Below are 16941 nucleotides of genomic sequence, written 5' to 3' on the forward strand. Positions count from 1 at the left end.
AGTAAAGATTCAAGGGTGAACACTCCCGATTCCACCAAAAACGATGAAGCCTTAACCCCAGCTCTGCGCGTCAAAAACTTAAGCTTCTACTACGGTAGTCAAAAAGCAATAGAATCCATCTCATTAGACATTTACCAAAAGCAAGTTACTGCGATTATTGGTCCCTCTGGTTGTGGTAAATCCACCTTCATCAAAGCTCTCAACCGGATTGGAGAACTAGAGGGAAAGGTACGAGTTGAAGGCTCGGTAGAATTTTTTGGTCAAGATATCTATAATCGCCGCGTTAATCTCAATCGGCTACGCCGTCACATTGGGATGGTATTCCAGAAGCCTAATCCCTTCTCAATGAGCATTTACGATAATGTTGCCTACGGTGTGAGGCTGACTGGTCACCACTCTAAAACCAAATTAGATGAAATTGTAGAATCAGCCATTCGTAGTGCAGCGCTTTGGGAAGAAGTAAAAGACAAGTTAAATCAATCCGCGCATGGACTTTCAGGCGGTCAACAACAGCGGCTGTGTATTGCCCGTGCTTTGGCAGTAAAGCCCAAGGTTTTGTTAATGGATGAACCCTGTTCAGCTCTTGACCCGATCGCAACCATGAAGATTGAAGAGCTACTCCAGACACTTCGTGAGGAACTCACAATTGCCATTGTCACCCACAACATGCAACAGGCATCCAGAGTCTCAGACTACACAGCCTTCTTCAGTACGGATGAGAGTCGCATCGGTCAAATTGTTGAATTTGGTCCAACACCTCGGATTTTTACAGCCGCTAGTCATCCCCGTACCCGTGACTACGTTGAAGGACGCTTTGGCTAAGCGCTCTCTCTCCAACAACAGGTCTAATCGCTTCCCCACACGTTCAGCGGCATCGTGCAAAGCACGGTACAGAAGGTAATTGCTCAGTTAGCTTTCAATTGCCAGAGAAACACGATCGCCTCCGATATCCCGCATTTTTCCTAGAACCTTCACAACCTCTTCGTAAGGTAGTTTGCGGTCTGCATTTAAAACCACTGCTCCTTCTGGGTGTTGCTGCAAATAAGCTTGCATTGGTTGAGCTAATTGAGCTTCAGTAATCTGTTGCTTCCCTAGAAAAAGCTTGCCTTGCTGGTTAATACTCACAACCAGTGGATCGGGTATTTTCTGTTCGCTGAGTCCCTTGTCGGCGCTAGGTAGAGTCACATTAACCGCATTCTGCTGGTTCGTTAAAGTCATGGACACAATGATGAAGAATGTCAAAATTGTCATAATGACATCCATCATTGGCACCAGGTTAATTTCTGGCATCTGCGAGCTTTTATGCTTAGATTTGAAGCGCATTATGTTAAGTTGGGATTCTAGATTTTAGATATTATATTTACTCTGAAGACCTAATATTCAGACGATAGCTGATCGCTGATAGATGAGCTTTTATTAGGAAAAGAGGGTTCGTACCAAGTTTGTCGGTAGATTAATTCTAATTCGCTACCAACTTCAGAAAAATAGTCTATTTGTTGCGATTGTAAGGTAACGAAAATTCGGAAAAATGACAAAGCAATGATTGCCACAACCATACCACTGGCTGTCGTGATTAGAGCTTCACCAATACCAGCCGCTGCCTTAGTTGCACTCTCACTAGCACCACCACCGCCAATGTTGAGGTTATTGAATGTGACAATTAAACCTGTTACGGTACCCAACAAACCCAGTAAGGGTGCAATGCCAACCACACTTTCTAGAAGTTTATCTCCCTTGTGCATTCGGACGAACTCTTTGTCACCAGAGGCTTCTAATGCTAGATGAAAGGTTTCAGGGGTAGGGTTCTTGAGCTTTAATGGTGCTAGTAGGTAGCGACCAATCGGGAGTGCCTTCGCTTGAGAGGCAATAGCAGCAGCTTTATCTAGGTCAACCCGTGCCGCATCCAGCACATCGTGGACAATTCTATCTTCTTGTCTCAACAACTGGAACCAAAACAAACCCCGCTCAAACGCGCAGGCAAAGGTCGCAATAGACAGCCCGACAATGGGTATCATTACCGGGCCACCTGAGACAATCAAATCAAGGATTCTGGACATATCTAAGGTAAGGGCTTGCTAGGCTGAATCAGGCTTTTCCACGCTAGCTTATCGGACTTACCCAGCGGAACTGGTTAAGTATAAGTAATTATTCTACTAATTTGTGATTAACGGGACTTAAACAAATATCCTTCTCAATAAGGAATTCACTACTTATTTAGAAATCAAAACTAATAGATGTGGGGAACTTCATTGAAAGAACTTAAAGTTTTATTAAGAGGACAGAAGCTTTTAGTAAAAAAAACTGAAACCGTTATTTTTCTTAAGATAGGAGACTTAATTTCTCATTTTTATCTTGAGCCTTACTTATACCAACGTAAGTTCAAGGGAAGAAGCCAATCAACGAAATAATAAGGGATTCAGGCTACAAATCACTACGAGATGTCAAGGCTTTTGGTGTTACGTTGAATTCATGTTGTATAAAGCCTCTATCTAAAGTATGAAAATACATCAATATACGCAAATACGTTTTGGTTAAAAGTTTCAAGAAGTTCTTATCGCTAAATTAAAAACTATGTAAACGGTTGTTAACAAAAACCGCGTTTAATCTTAGAAAGCTAGCAAGCTTCTAGATCGGCTTGCTTCTAGATACATATTTTGCACATTTGGGTCATTCTTCTGCTGGTTGTTACAAGAAGCGGCTGACTTGGCTTAGGACTGTTTTGCCTATCTTTGTTGAGACAGATTTGGATTCTGTTTTGAATCCTTAGTTTGCCTCTGCTTGATCGCGCTTAAACCTGTAGAGTTTCCGACAAAAGTAAGGAAAAGACTTGACCTATGGCTACTGACAATAACTTCCAGGATGGTATCAGTATTGGTAGTGATGCTACCCTGACTCTGACAAACAGCATCTTCAGCAACAATGCGGGTGATGGTATCGATCTCAACGGCGACAGTAGCACTGTCACCCTGAGCGATGTCACTTCCACCGACAACGGCGAAGAAGGCTTTGAGATTGATGGCGGTGACAACAATGTCACCGTTCGCAACAGCACCTTTAGCAACAGCCGTACTGAGGATGGTTTCGATATTGATGCCACAGCTACAGGTAACGAGGTAAGCCTCAGCAACACGACGTTGAGCGGCAACGCGGATGATGGCTTCGATCTCCTGGGTACCAACAACACAGTCACTTTTGATGGTGTCACTTCCACCGACAACGGGGAAGAAGGCTTCGAGATTGATGGCGCTGGCAATGTCGTATCGATTAGTGACAGCACCTTTAGCGACAATCTGGATGATGGCTTCGAGCTTGATGGCACTGCCAATGACAACACCGTCTTCCTCTTCGATTCCCTGTTCAGTAACAATGCTGACGATGGAATTGATATCAGCTCTAACGACAACGTCATTGGTCCATTCCAGGTTGGATTGATTGATAACGCTGACAATGGGCTGGAGATTGCCGGTGATAACAACATCATCACGATCAGCGACAGCCTGTTCAGTGGCAATGACGGTCAAGCAATCTTGATTGAGGGTAATAACAATACCATCACAATCACTGACAGCCTGTTCAGCAACAATGGCAGTCAATCGATTATTGACATGGGCTTTGGTAATACCATAATCGCACTCAACAATACTGGCTTGGATGCGCTCGCCCCCATTTCTGGCAGCACAGAGCTAGCTGGATTTGGCAGTAATTCCTTCCTAGCCTAGGTGAGAGCTTAGCTGGGGTGATTCCGGAAGTTCCTCAGCCGTGCAGAGGAACTTCCGGTTAGACAAAGACAAAGCGCGCTGCACGGAATCACTAACGGTTTGGTAAGCATTCAGGACATAATCATCCTTAAGGCATAATCAGTGATTCTTAACAAAAGCTTGATGAGTAGTTAAGGTCTGATTGTTAAGTTCATCTTGCACAAGTCAGAGTCGCCGAAAAGACGAGTAGGTAAAGCCGATAGTCTTCTTGTTGGTTTCCAAGTAAAGTTGTCGGCTTTTTACCTTGATGTAGTGCTACTGGGTAATCAACTCGGTTTTGCCTGTCAAGGCGATTGTCTCAACCCAATCGAGCTTGTTACTTAACTCTTGTTTGATTTTGTTGACTCTTGACTTATCGGTATCAATAAAATTTCAAGAGGGGTGCTTATGGAGCGCTTTCATTTTGAGCGCTTACTTTCAACTCGGCTGAGACGGCGAAGCTTGCTGGTGAGCGCTGGAGCTTTAACAGGGATTGTACTCGCGTCTCAATGGCCTAGTCGTCGAGTTGTTGCTCAACCTAGGTTTTCTGACTATCCCTTCAAACTCGGTATAGCTTCAGGTGATCCGCTTCCCGATAGCATCGTGTTGTGGACACGGCTTGCACCTGAACCCTTAAATGGAAACGGTGGTATGCCAGGAGTGAACGTCCCGGTACAGTGGCAGCTTGCCACCGACCCGAATATGAGAAATGTCGTGCTGCGAGGGACGGCAATGGCAACCCCAGAACTCGCTCACTCAATCCGCGTCGTTCTTGGTGGACTCAAGTCGGCTCAATGGTACTGGTATCAGTTCAAGGCAGGTAACGAAGTCAGCCCGATTGGTAGGACGCGCACCGCTCCCGCTTTAGGTACTCCGACAAACCAACTCAACTTTGCCTTTGCTTCCTGCCAAATGTACGAACACGGGTATTTCACGGCGTACAAATACATGGCTCAGGAAAACCTCGATTTGGTCGTTCACTTGGGCGACTACATCTACGAGTATGGTCCTAATGAGTACCAATCAGAAGCGGGTAATATTCGCGTCCATAATAGTCCCGAAATCACTAGCTTGGACGATTACCGCAATCGCTACGCCCTGTACAAAACTGACCCAGATTTACAAGCGGCTCATGCGGCGTTCCCTTGGAGCGTCACCTGGGATGACCATGAAGTCGAGAACAACTACGCGAACTTGATTCCTGAGGAAAACCAAAGCCAGCAGGAGTTTACGCAGCGGCGAGCTAATGCTTACCAAGCTTACTACGAACACATGCCCTTGCGAAGTTTCGCGCTGCCTAATGGTCCCAATATGCAGCTCTATCGGCGTCTTGCTTTTGGTAACTTAGCGGATTTTCACATCCTCGACACCCGTCAGTACCGCAGCGATCAACCTTGTGATGACAACCTTAAGCCACGCTGCCCAGGAGCATTAGAGCCATCCCAAACCATGATGGGTTCCGAGCAGGAGCAGTGGTTGTTTCAAGGGTTGGACAACTCTAATGCACGCTGGAATGTCATTGCACAGCAGACGATGATGGCGCAGTACGACTTTGATGCTCGCCCTGGCGCAGAGGTGTTCAACATGGATCAGTGGGATGGCTATGTGGCGGCACGCGATCGCCTTTTAGATTTCATCCAACAGCGGCAACCCAGCAATCCCGTTGTAATTACAGGTGATATCCACTCTAATTGGGTACATGACCTAAAAGCCGACTTCGATAACCCCGCCTCGCCTACTGTCGCTACTGAGTTTGTGGGAACTTCAATAACGTCTGACTTCGCAACGGCGTTTATTGCCCCAGTAACGGCGGCTTTGCCGGACAATCCTCACACCAAGTTCTTTGATGGGGCATTTCGGGGTTACGTGCGCTGTCACCTCACTCGCGAGCGCTGGCAGAGTGACTACCGTGTGGTTTCGACCATCCTTGACCCGAATGCGACTATTAGCACTCTCGCTTCGTTTGTTGTTGAAAACGGGCAGCCGGGTGCTGAACAGCTCTAGCAATACACCCTACTAGAACTTGTATGAGGAAATTATTCATGCTCAGAAACAAAAGCACAGTTAAACCTTCTCTCTACACCGGATTGTCTGTGCTGGGAGTTTTGTCTTCTGTAATGCTGACTTCTCCCACATTTGCAGCCAGTGCGACCTTTGACAACTTCTCTGAAGGTTTTTCTGGAACGACGCTGACCGATGCCGGAGTGACTTTCTTTGATTTGGATCAGGGTCTTTCCGAGCTACTTCCTTACACGTTTTCTATCGACAGTACGACAGAAGATTACCTTGGTTCATCGTTTTCTCCTCCCAATTACCTCACCTTTGGCAGCTTTGCCTCTGGTGCTGACGCGGCATTTGGACGCTTTAGCTCAATGGGGATTACCACCGGGGATGTGGAAAGTTCGGTCAGTCTCGATTTGTTCAGCCAGCTTTTTTATCCCTCCAACACTATCCTGACCCTAGAAGCGTTGCAGGGAGGTAGTCTCGTTGCTAGCACTTCCGCCTCGCTCTCGGACTTTGAGGTAGTTGGAAGCAGCGATTTGCGACAGCAGACGCTTTCTATCAGAGGCTTTGAGTTTGACGAACTCCGGCTGTCTGCCTCTGGTACTGACGAAGATAGTGTTGCGTTTATTGGTGTTGATAATGTCCGCATCAGCGTTCCTGAACCGACTTCTGTATTTGGGGTCTTGGTTTTGGGAGGTTTGGGGGCAGGTTCAGCATTCAGGCGTAAACACAAATCTGTGGAGTAGGGGAAAAATAGCGATCGCCTATCTACCCAACAGCAAGCCCCTGGTATTAGTTCCAGGGGCTTCTTTTATTCCTCTGCAGGGATTTTGGCGACGCTTAATATTTAGTCACGAAAAACTCCTGGCTATTGAATGGCAATACTAGGGTCGCTGTGACGGCCAAGGTCCCCAAATCGCAAAGGTAATGCCAGGGTTTTGAATATTGAGAAACATTGTTTGACCGTTAGGTGAGAAGCAAACTCCACAGAACTCGCTATCATTAAGCGCGTTGCGAGCGAACTGATAGAGTTGACCCAAGGCATTCACTCCCACTACATATTGCGTATTCGGACCATCTTCACACAGAAATAAATCGCCAGTAGGAGCGACGACAATGTTATCAGGCGCATCTAAGATGTCGGCATCGTTAGGTTCAACGAACAGTTCAAGCGTACCGCCCTGTTGAGCCGTTTGACCGGGAACATAGCGCCAGACCTGACCAGCACCACGATTGCCAGCACCAATCCCACCCAGACCTCCATCGGTACAGGTAAAGTAAAGTTCACCATTGCCATACCATATCCCCTCACCGCGCGAGAATTGAGCCGCTCCTTTACCGAAGCCTTCAACTCGCACGGTATCTGTAGGAGGGTTGGGATTATCGATGGTGACCCATTCAACTTCCATCGGCTGACCGACTGGGATAGTTTGGCTCGTTCTGTTGTTAGTGTTTACCCCAGATTTGCCCTTAATCTTCAGAGCTTGAAGAATACCTCCAGCTTTGAGATTACCCGGCTGGTTTGGAATAAAGCGATAGAACAGACCATCCCCTCTATCTTCAGTTTGATAAACAATTCCAGTTTCCGGGTCTACGGCAATTGCTTCATGATTGAAGCGACCCATTGCTATGAGGGGGACGGGGTCAACAAGTCCCGATGCATTAGCCGGAACTTCAAAGTTATAGCCGTGTGCCTTTAAATTTATGGGATGTGAGGTGGGAGTTTCAGTCGTTTCTTCACAGCTAATCCACGAACCCCAAGGCGTTGGTCCGCCAGCACAGTTGCGATTGGTACCGGCTAACGAAGCATAATGGCTAATTAGTTCACGATTGGGTCCAACAATTAGGGTAGTGGTGCCACCTCGATTGTTGGAGTCATACTGCTTAGGAGCTGGTGCAATCAGTCCTGGCTTGTTAGTTTCACTTGGGCTGAGTTCGTGATTGCGGACGAGAATAACAGTATTGTTGGAACCAGCAAAAGCCGCCATCCCATCATGATCGCCTGGTACTGGATTACCATCGCTCATAATCTCCCCTGTGCGAGAGAAGGCTCGATACTGAAATCCTTGTGGTAAATCTAATAAGCCATTGGGGTCTTCTATGAGCGGACCATAACCTCCGCCATGAGTTAATAAACCACGGGCTTGTCTGGCATAAAGCGCTTTTAAGGGAGATGCAATAACGGCAGTTGCGGCTCCCGCACCTGCTAAGGTCAAAAACTGACGGCGTGAAAAAGACATTGTGTATCCGGTTTCCGTATCTAGTAGAGAGTTGCTGTCAGCTTTTCGCTGCATTGAACACTCTATTGTTTACTTTCTATTTGTGAATAAGTTGTGAATTAAATTTATTAATATCAATTGAATTTGAATTCAAAATTAAATTTAAAAAATCTCCAAGTTCTTTCTAGGAAAGAGATTTCGGATATTAGTTTCAGAAAACTTTGCTAGGTTTTAGGATTGGGTTTAACCAAAAATTATTCCTTATTTAGCTTAATGATAAACTTCTTTTAAAATAACGATTAATCAAGTTTTTTACAGCACTAGAAGCTGAGGGGAGTAAAATTAGAATGCTCTACAAACCGGAGGAGATGGTGTTTGAGTCTGATGTGCGCCTAGAGCGGATTGCTGCCAGTATTACTACTTCCTCTATCTTTTCCTAAGCATCACTCAATCAATTTCAACAAGGGGACGATGAAGTTTCAGGACTCTCAGGGTATTAAGGAAGGCTTCGCCAACAGGATCACCAAGGGAACACCACTGGATGCTAAGCCCAGAAAGTTATAGGCATTGCGTTATAGCCATCAGCCCTAGTTTGTTAATGGCACAAAACGCTTAGATTCTGGCAGCCATTGCCACGCGCTCTCGTCTGGGTCTTTACTCTTACTCCACTCGGAGAAATTGTTTTTTTTCTTAGCTACGCTTAGCGTAGAACTCTTGACCCCCAATCGCTCTACCAGCTCCGCATGAGTCAGCGAGCTATTGTGTAACTCATCAGTTAACTCGCTGCCTTTGTGTGCCAGATCCTGAGTGACTTCAGCTTCTCCGATGGACTGTGATTCATCTAATCCTTCTTCAGAGATTAGCTCTTCGAGCTGTTTCAACAACAATTCGAGTCGAGAGCGCTTTGAGGGGTTCTCCCACACCTTTAACTTCTTTACCTGCTTAGTAGTCGCATCTATCCGAGCCGCGAATTCTCCTTGTTCGGGCGGCGGTTGAGAGGCTCTGACTCGCTCTCGAATTTGACTCAAGGAGAGAGAAGAAGCGCTCGCCTCTTCCAGTAGATCCTGTCGCTCCGATTCCGACTCGAATTTGGCTATCTGCTTGGCTTTAGTGTATTCAATTCGTCCCGCTCGGAGCGCCTCTAGAATGTCAGCAGGGAGATTGAGAAGGGGCAAGCGGTTGGAGGTGAAAGATTCCCATGACATCCGCCCCAAAGACTCAAATACCGACTGGATAATTGCCAATTCCGATGGTGCTGACTCTCCTTCCGGTTGTCCCATAACGTTATGGGACAATTTCTTCCGTTTGATTTCTTTCTGCAACCGCTGAAGCAATAAAGTCACCTCAGCCGTAGAAGAGTCAAGAGTAATAGCCAGCAGTTCCAAGATTCCTTCGGTTTCTTCAACGGGGTTAAGGTCTTCCCGTTGCAGGTTTTCCATCAAGGCAAACCGTACTGCTTCGGAATCGCTCATCTCCCGGATAACTGCCGGAATATCGGTTAACCCGGCTGCTTTCGCCGCTCGATACCGTCTCTCACCTGCTACTAGCTCATACTTGTCTCCAAAAGGTCTGACCAGAATCGGCTGAAGGACTCCATCTTTTTTGACCGACTCCACGAGCGCTCGCATGGCTTCGGGAGCAAAATACCGACGCGGTTGAGTTTGGGAAATGATGAGACTCGCCAACGGCACTGTACTCGTGGAAGGAACGGCTTCATCTGCATCATTAAACAGCGTCACGTTTCTCAATCGTCTTGCCTCTGGTTTAGGGGACTTCCTCATAGCGATTCAACGACCTGTGCGATTCGGTCAAAAATTTGCAAAATCTCAGGATTCTTCTTGGGGCAGAGCGCTAAGGGCATTCCGTACTCCGTCGCCTCAGCCAAAGCCGTTGCCCGTGGAACGGTCGGCAGAATGGGTCCAACAGATGCTAGTTGTTCTTGAACAATTTGCAACGTCCTTCGGTCTAGCGAATTACTGGCGGAATACAAGGTGGGCAGGAAACCCGCAAACGTCAATTCCGTATTAAGCCGCCTTTTTACCTTGTACACGGTCTTCAGCAACGATTCTGTACCGAGCAAGGCTTTGTACTGACATTGGACGGGAACCAGAACATGAGTAGAGGCAACTAAGCTAATTTGGCTCAAGATTCCCAAACTGGGAGGACAATCGACCAAAATAAAATCATAGTCAAAAAGCCGAGGTGCAAGAATATCTTTCAGTCGGAACTCTCGCTGTTCCGCAAAGATTAACTCTTGTTCGGCATTGGCTAGCAGCAGGTTAGCTGGCGCTAAGTCTATGCCGTGTAAATCCTTATGGATAGGGAGCGGCTTATCGACTTCATCCTCTTCAGGCACTAAAGCCGTGTAAATCGTCTCCTTCAAGTCCGCTGGCTCTAGTCCCATGAACGAAGTTAGTGAAGCTTGGGGGTCCATATCTACCACCAGGACGCGGTGGCGACGTAGGAAAAGGTGATAGCCGAGATTTTGGGTGGTCGTAGACTTCCCCACACCACCCGCCTGATTGAACAGTGCAATCACTTTAGTCAAAGCTCTTGACTCCTGTGAGACTGGACTGACTCTACATTACTGTGCTGCGTCATCTCATTTGTAGGATTTTAAGAAACTTGCCGATAGTAGGTAGCTTGCAGGTTATCAAGCAATGAATGCGAAAATCAATCTAGTGTTGAGGTATTCTCTGTTGTCCAAGAACAACTACAGCGAGCTAAAATTCCCTAATCCCGCTTTTTAAAAGGAATCTCCAAGTTTTGCACAGCGCGACGCTTGGTTTCTTCTCCCCGGCGATCGTACTTAGCTGTAACTGTTGGTGACGTATGACCCGCTAACTTTTGCACCGTAACAATATCGACCCCGGCATCCAGCAAATCCGAGCAGAACGTCCGGCGAAAGTCGTGAGCCGAGAAGGAATCCACACCCGCTTGCAGAGCACGTCTCTTCAATATCCTCAATACCGCATCAGAGGTCATGGGTCGCAGAGTCACTTGCCCCCAGCGGTGGATTGGACACAGCAGAGGTCCTGGTGCATTGCCTCTTATTGCCAGCCACTGTTCCACAATCGCACACGCTCCAGTTGGCAGATAAACCCGGCGATATGCCCCTCTCTTTGCCTTATGAACCTCAAGAGCGCCGGTGCTGGAGTCAAAGTCTTTTAGTTCCAAATTGACCACCTCATTGCGCCTTAACCCCCCACCGCGCAAGATAGCTATCAGGGCTGCATCTCTGACATCAATCGTTCTTGCACCCTCTTTTTGACACGCCTCCATCAGAGCCGCAATCTCATCACCCTTGAGAGCACGTCCCCTGAGCTTCCTGGGGGGTGTATCAATCCGAGGCAGGTCAATTGCCGCTTCATAGTCCTCTGCCTCAATTAGCTTTAGCTTCCTCGCCTCCTTCAACACCCGCCGCAACGCACACAGCATCTTCTCACAAGTCGCCGGAGCCAACCGCTGCATTAGCGCCGCCCTAACTGCCGCCGTATGCTGATAGCGCAGTGCCGCCCAATCTAGATTCATCGCATCGCACTCGCCATCGGTTAGCAAGTACGCGATCGCATCCAGGGCGTGGCGCATCGTCGGACGAGACCCCTCACTCAGTCCAGACAGATACACCGCCGCTGGATGAAGAGTCAGCGGCACGAGTTCAGTAAGGAAGAGGTGATGGGGAGCCTCAACAGAGGGCGGGTCGCGCATTAAGTCCCTGGAAGTGAGCTTCTCAAGAGTTCATTGAACCATGAGAGGAGCAAAAACCCAAGGTGGACTCTCTAGGAGTATCCTATTGACAAGCACTCCGGAGGATTTGGCTGTGAAGCTCATCACTGTGTTTTCAACTACACTCCGGGTCAACGGGACTGGGAACTCAGACATGAAATTCTTGACCAGTTCCGGGCTATTCCCGGAGGGTGGGACTAGATCATTAATGGACTAGAGCAAATCTTTAAATATCCAATCGACTTTGAACAAGAGGAGATGGAATACCCGCACCCCCTCCTAGAACCCCTACTTAGTCTCTCCCTTGTGGCGCTTCTGAAGCCGGGTCAATGTAGCGATAAGCTTCCTACTATTACACAGTGTAAAAGCTCAAAGCCCCATTCTTTCGTTAAAAGGTGGGAAAACCGCCGTTTTTTCTCGACTTATTGAGAACATACCCCGGTTTGTTGCAATTGGAATTTTATCTGCAAACCAAGACCCTATGGGTAGACCTGTCGTAGGAATTGAGGGATTGTAGGAATAAATCAAAACGATTGTGCGATTGTCGGTTTCAGTTAGTATCCCCAGAAAACTTGACTAACTTAGAGGATTCCTTAATGTCCCCATCCCAATCATTACCTCCCTTGTTTAGCGATGCCCCAATCGCCTTGGTACCCGCGCACATCATTGCAGAATTCCCCGTCAACACGTTTCTGGAGAGCATTGTCGTCGATGCCAATAATACGCTGTTCATCACGAACCACTATGACGGCGAAATTATTCGCATCGGTGCAGATGATGTTCCGATAACCCATGCCACAGTTCCTGGCAAAGCCACGGGGCTGGCTTTTGCGCCAGATGGCACCCTCTTGCTGACGGGTTGGGATGCGATTGATACTCCCGTTGTTTGGCAGGTTTCTTTACAAGGAACTGTGGATGTACTTGTGACATTGCCCGATGCCCTCTTTTTGAATGGTCTTACCCATCTGACAGACTCTCTCTACTTGATTGCCGACTCGTATCGAGGTGCAATTTGGGAACTGGATGTCGCTCAGGGCAGCGGACGGATTTGGCTAGAACATCCCCTTCTGGCACGGGCAACGCCTGAAAACCCAACCCCGGCTGTGAATGGACTCAAAATCTTTGACAGAGTTCTGTATGCCTCAAATACGCAGAACGCTCAACTTGTGCGAATTCCACTCCAGGCGCATCAACCGGGTGAACCGGAAGTCTTTGTGCAAAACGCCAATATTGATGATTTTGCCTTCGATCAAGCTGGAAATCTCTACGGCACAACGCACGTCTTCAATAGCGTGGTGAAGGTTGCCCCCGATGGCCACCTCACCACCATCGCCCAAGCCGAACAAGGGATGACTGGTACGACGGCAGTTGCCTTTGGGCGCTCGCCCTCCAATCAAACCTATCTCTACGTGACGACTAATGGTGGTATGTCGCTGCCTCCATCTACTGGCATTGAACCTGCCAAAGTTGTCCGTCTGGACGTGGGTGTTGAAGGTTTACCATTGCTATAAATTCTTTAGGAATCCTTCCGAGTACACGCCTGATTCGCCTGTCACGGTAGATGTCGGGAAGAAAATCAAAACCGGCTGTGAGGACAGCCTTTGAGGGGTAAAGGTAGCAGGCAACCAAGTGCTTAGCAAAGCCTGAAATACATACCCGGAAGCTGTCAGATGTCGGGAAGTTGCGGGAAAACGACAGTTGGCGAACCCATATTGAAGCTGCCAGAGGGTATTAGCATCATGCATATGCTAACTTCATCGCTCAGTTGCTCCACAAAATTTTGAGCTTCTCCCTGATGCCTCTTGATATCGTAATCAGACATTAGTTTCCTTTAACCAACATGGCAGTTGATAGACATTCTGCTAAGCACTTCAGGCTCTACAGAGGGCAAGTGCGATCACGCCCTTGTCTAGTAGGTCTTGCCCAATTGCAAATGTAGAACTTAATTCAATATATTTATCTGCTTTTAGGTAGAGAGATAAATACGAACTAGATTAGAATATCAATAATGTACTACAACGTACAATAGGAGCCTTGATCAATTTCTGTAGGTTCCTCAGTCCGGTGTCTTTTCACTGGCGGAAATGTTGTTGTATAGAGTAGATGAATCGAATGATTCCAATAGATGAATGTGAAAAGCTGCATCCAGAACAATGGGTAAAAGTTTACGAAGTTCTCCACGAGCAATGCGATTACATAATCACTTGTCAAGTCCACCAACTCGATTGTGTATTTTCAGGATATAAAAAAATTTGGTGGGATGGTTTTGTTCTGGAACCGACTAATGAGGAGGGACAGCTTATACCAATCGAAAAGGCATTGTTACGGTAACATCTTCCCGTTGCCAGGTGGTAACCCAATTACTACCTGTGTACCGAAGAAAACTCCTGAGCCGTAAAACCTAAACACTTAATATATATTCGGAACAATCCCCTAACAAAAGGTGAATAATACATCGGGAAAAGAGAATAATTGAAATGTTTGGGATAGGTCTGATTAAGTTACCTTCACTCAGGGTTGATACTTAATTGTTCTCGTCTTCTGGCAAAATCCCTAATGCATAACAGCTGCCTTCTAATTGTTTCCACAAAACCTCAATTAGTTCGTAAGCTTCTTGAGCAGACAGCTTCCCCTTACTCTGTAAGTTACTGATCTGACCAACCCGTTGTGAAAAATCTTGTAGGTTGGCATTGAAGACTAAATTTTGTGGTGTGAAGTGACCGTGGTAAGGCTTTTTACGATAACTAAAACTATATGAGTCAGAAGGCTGTTCCATAACGTTACGTTATTCAAAATAAAATCGAAGAGTCAAGTTTAAATTAAGTTTGAAAGGAATTCCCTTTTCACGCTTTGGGAAATCTAAACCGCTTCCCGATTCAAGTGCCTTGGGCAACGGCGCTTCAAGAATGCTTCTGCTTCTTCTGGATAAAGATTAGCTTGAGGTACACCACCAACGAATAGTAACCATCTATCTTTTACTTGCTGCAATTCCCATCTTGCTGTTTTTTGAGGGGGAAGAATTTTACAGTTGCCGAATGAATCGCGTTCGTAGGTACATCCACAGGATGAAGCTTGATCTAATAGGCTCTGAAGCATCACACTTAATTGTTATTAATCACTAGAATAACTATCCCCTCCCCTGGCATTTTTCGGTATCTTTCTAGGGTGAGAGGTCTTGTAGTTTTTGTGAAATTGGTGCATAATTACAATGCTTAGTCACTTCATGGAAGTAGACTTTGCTTATTAAGAAAAGTAAATTTAATAAAAACTCTTAGTTTTATTTGGGTATACCTTCACTTTCTCAAGCTCTGTGTGTTCACAGGGCTTTTTTATTGGGTAGGAGGAAATAATCGAGTCTTGAGGGCAGTTGTAATTGATTGATTTTCCACAAAAAAAGGTAGCTCCCCATTACCGAAGTCCAAGGAGAGCCTACCACTGATGAAATCTTATCAATATTAATCTAGCTCGAAGTGTCTTGCTATATGTAGCAATTAAGGTTTGCTGAAATGCGGCTTCTGGCACACGGGTTGTCTGGATAAAATATCTCAATTCCCCTTCCACATTTAGCCCCATCGGCACCCACCAGTAGATCGTAGTGAACCGAATTAGAGGATTTTTCCCCTCAGCGAGTGGGAAGACTCTCGGATGTCGGGAACGTGGAAAGCCGACAGCTCGCACAGTCCCAAAAAATCACCATTTTTTGATACTGTCTCCACCTGGCTCTCGACTACCCCTTTCCGCCTGAAAATCTGTACCAACAACTCGTAACTTTATCTATGTCCCTAAAACCCCATCTTTCTATCTTTTTGGGACGTTGTAGGCATCAGACCCTTATCAAAAATATTTCTTAAGACTCCGCCTAAAGAGCATTAGCGTAGTAACAAATTTGTTACTACAGTTGAGCAACTGATAATCTTTGTTTCCATAACCTATTCAATCAGACAACAGCTGTCAGATAACAAATTATTTGTCGCTATTAACACATTAGTATCGTTAATCCAAAAACCTTTCAAATCTTTTACAATAGGGGCTTTGGGCTAAGTAACATTTTGGTAGGAATCCCTCTACAACCGATAGATTGTTTTAACTTCAGCTTTTCTTTATCCAGATATATCTAAGGTTTGGTAGTGATAGAAGCGCCTAACGACAACAATTTCTGAAGACAACAAATAATATGTTATTCGACAAGAGATCATGCAGGTAAATTGCAAATTCTACTTTAGCAGTCAGATACAAGATGGAAATTGCAACGGGCAGGATTTTATTGTTTGACCTTAACTCTCAAGCAACTCTTAACCAGATTATAAGTCTAATTTAACTTTAAGTTCGCTTTCTTTTAACTAAATAGTTTCAGACTAAGGAGGAATTCATCTAAACATCTATATAAATAAAAAAATCCCTGGAGATTTCCAGGTAGTCAAGATGCAACTAACCTCCAATCCGACTGCTGTAGAAGTCATAAATCTCACTAAGACTTTCAAAGGCAGGCAAGCGCTCAAGCAAGTAAGCTTCAAGATTAAAGATGGAGAAATGGCTGCCTTGGTTGGTGCATCCGGCTCTGGTAAGTCTACTCTCCTGCGTAACATTAATGGGTTACAGGAAGTAACGGAGGGGAGTGTCAAAATTTATGGGACTTCGCTGCAAGTTAATGGACGGCTTCACTCAAAAGTTCGAGTGCTACGCAGCCAGATGGGTTTTATTTTTCAGCAGTTTAATTTAGTTAATCGACTCACCGTTCTTGATAATGTATTAGTTGGAGGTCTCTCACAAGTCTCCTTAACACGCTCAGCTCTCCGCTTATTTACGCGGGAAGAGAAAGAGCGAGCGCTAATTGCTTTAGAGCGTGTTGGCATTTTGGAGCAAGCCTATAAGCGAGCTTCTTTGCTTTCAGGCGGTCAACAGCAACGAGTGGCGATCGCTCGTTGCTTGATGCAGGGAGCCAAGATCATTCTTGCGGATGAACCCATTGCCTCTCTCGACCCAGAATCAGCCCGCAAAGTGATGGAACTTCTCACCAGTCTCAATCGAGACAATGGTATCACTGTCATTACATCTCTGCATCAAATTCAAATGGTTCGACGCTATTTTGAGCGTACTGTTGCTTTAAAAGATGGAGCCGTTGTTTTTGATGGTTCAATTGACGAACTCAATGATCGTAAATTAGACAGCATTTATGGTGCCGCTGTTGAAGAGCTTGTTCTACGCGGTCACGGAGAAATTCCTGTATAAAAAAAGCCTTACCCCTACTGAGGTTA

16 protein-coding genes are annotated in these 16941 nt (G+C 46.1%); 7 read left to right on the forward strand and 9 right to left on the reverse strand.

Translation table 11 applies throughout. From position 1 onward, the window contains the following. Positions 1 to 15 precede the first annotated feature (15 nt). Positions 16 to 822 (forward strand): phosphate ABC transporter ATP-binding protein PstB, encoded by an 807-nt coding sequence (gene pstB / locus AC5JL3_RS09840; protein WP_496074318.1) that lies wholly within the window; start codon positions 16 to 18, stop codon positions 820 to 822. An 87-nt stretch (positions 823 to 909) separates the two neighbouring features. Here the strand turns inward: pstB and AC5JL3_RS09845 are convergent, their stop codons facing one another. Beyond that, complete coding sequence (locus AC5JL3_RS09845; RefSeq protein ID WP_496074319.1) at positions 910 to 1290, reverse strand: ExbD/TolR family protein; 381 nt, start codon at positions 1288 to 1290, stop codon at positions 910 to 912. Between the two features lie 83 nt (positions 1291 to 1373). Further along, on the reverse strand, positions 1374 to 2057 hold the full coding sequence (locus tag AC5JL3_RS09850) for a MotA/TolQ/ExbB proton channel family protein (protein ID WP_496074320.1): 684 nt from the start codon (positions 2055 to 2057) through the stop codon (positions 1374 to 1376). A gap of 777 nt (positions 2058 to 2834) precedes the next feature. Between AC5JL3_RS09850 and AC5JL3_RS09855 the strand changes: the two genes are divergently transcribed. The 3 genes from AC5JL3_RS09855 to AC5JL3_RS09865 all read left to right on the forward strand — a co-directional run bounded on the left by AC5JL3_RS09855 (position 2835) and on the right by AC5JL3_RS09865 (position 6487). Beyond that, positions 2835 to 3719, forward strand: a complete 885-nt coding sequence (locus tag AC5JL3_RS09855; RefSeq protein WP_496074321.1) for a right-handed parallel beta-helix repeat-containing protein — start codon at positions 2835 to 2837, stop codon at positions 3717 to 3719. 426 nt (positions 3720 to 4145) lie between these two features. Further along, a complete protein-coding gene (locus tag AC5JL3_RS09860) occupies positions 4146 to 5741 on the forward strand; it encodes an alkaline phosphatase D family protein (protein WP_496074322.1) in 1596 nt (531 codons plus the stop codon). Between the two features lie 38 nt (positions 5742 to 5779). Beyond that, positions 5780 to 6487, forward strand: a complete 708-nt coding sequence (locus AC5JL3_RS09865; protein ID WP_496074323.1) for a PEP-CTERM sorting domain-containing protein — start codon at positions 5780 to 5782, stop codon at positions 6485 to 6487. 138 nt (positions 6488 to 6625) lie between these two features. On the opposite strand, the gene AC5JL3_RS09870 is transcribed toward AC5JL3_RS09865, so the two are convergent. From AC5JL3_RS09870 to AC5JL3_RS09885, 4 genes are all read right to left on the reverse strand, one after another. Next, complete coding sequence (locus AC5JL3_RS09870; protein WP_496074324.1) at positions 6626 to 8035, reverse strand: alkaline phosphatase PhoX; 1410 nt, start codon at positions 8033 to 8035, stop codon at positions 6626 to 6628. A 512-nt stretch (positions 8036 to 8547) separates the two neighbouring features. After that, positions 8548 to 9741 carry a ParB/RepB/Spo0J family partition protein gene (locus AC5JL3_RS09875; RefSeq protein ID WP_496074325.1) on the reverse strand — a complete coding sequence of 398 codons (1194 nt, stop codon included), beginning with the start codon at positions 9739 to 9741 and terminating at the stop codon, positions 8548 to 8550. Next, entirely contained in the window at positions 9738 to 10499 is a 762-nt protein-coding gene (locus AC5JL3_RS09880) for a ParA family protein (RefSeq protein WP_496074355.1), read from the reverse strand. The genes AC5JL3_RS09875 and AC5JL3_RS09880 overlap by 4 nt, the downstream gene beginning before the upstream one ends. Positions 10500 to 10693: 194 nt before the next feature. Continuing rightward, positions 10694 to 11668, reverse strand: a complete 975-nt coding sequence (locus AC5JL3_RS09885) for a tyrosine-type recombinase/integrase (protein WP_496074326.1) — start codon at positions 11666 to 11668, stop codon at positions 10694 to 10696. A gap of 614 nt (positions 11669 to 12282) precedes the next feature. On the opposite strand from AC5JL3_RS09885, the gene AC5JL3_RS09890 reads away from it, so the two are divergent. After that, complete coding sequence (locus AC5JL3_RS09890; protein ID WP_496074327.1) at positions 12283 to 13197, forward strand: SMP-30/gluconolactonase/LRE family protein; 915 nt, start codon at positions 12283 to 12285, stop codon at positions 13195 to 13197. 155 nt (positions 13198 to 13352) lie between these two features. Here AC5JL3_RS09890 and AC5JL3_RS09895 read toward each other — a convergent pair whose 3' ends face one another. Continuing rightward, the gene (locus AC5JL3_RS09895; protein ID WP_496074328.1) at positions 13353 to 13508 is read right to left on the reverse strand and encodes a hypothetical protein; all 156 of its coding nucleotides are present in this window, start codon (positions 13506 to 13508) and stop codon (positions 13353 to 13355) included. Between the two features lie 290 nt (positions 13509 to 13798). On the opposite strand from AC5JL3_RS09895, the gene AC5JL3_RS09900 reads away from it, so the two are divergent. Beyond that, positions 13799 to 14017, forward strand: coding sequence for a hypothetical protein (locus AC5JL3_RS09900; protein ID WP_496074329.1), 219 nt, complete (start codon positions 13799 to 13801; stop codon positions 14015 to 14017). A 193-nt stretch (positions 14018 to 14210) separates the two neighbouring features. Here AC5JL3_RS09900 and AC5JL3_RS09905 read toward each other — a convergent pair whose 3' ends face one another. Further along, the gene (locus AC5JL3_RS09905; protein ID WP_496074330.1) at positions 14211 to 14462 is read right to left on the reverse strand and encodes a DUF7219 family protein; all 252 of its coding nucleotides are present in this window, start codon (positions 14460 to 14462) and stop codon (positions 14211 to 14213) included. Between the two features lie 83 nt (positions 14463 to 14545). Further along, positions 14546 to 14782: a hypothetical protein gene (locus AC5JL3_RS09910; protein ID WP_496074331.1), complete on the reverse strand. Its 237-nt coding sequence runs from the start codon at positions 14780 to 14782 to the stop codon at positions 14546 to 14548. 1326 nt (positions 14783 to 16108) lie between these two features. On the opposite strand from AC5JL3_RS09910, the gene phnC reads away from it, so the two are divergent. Then, a complete protein-coding gene (gene phnC, locus AC5JL3_RS09915) occupies positions 16109 to 16915 on the forward strand; it encodes a phosphonate ABC transporter ATP-binding protein (protein WP_496074332.1) in 807 nt (268 codons plus the stop codon). Positions 16916 to 16941: the final 26 nt, after the last annotated feature.

It is taken from the genome of Symplocastrum torsivum (assembly GCF_059505465.1).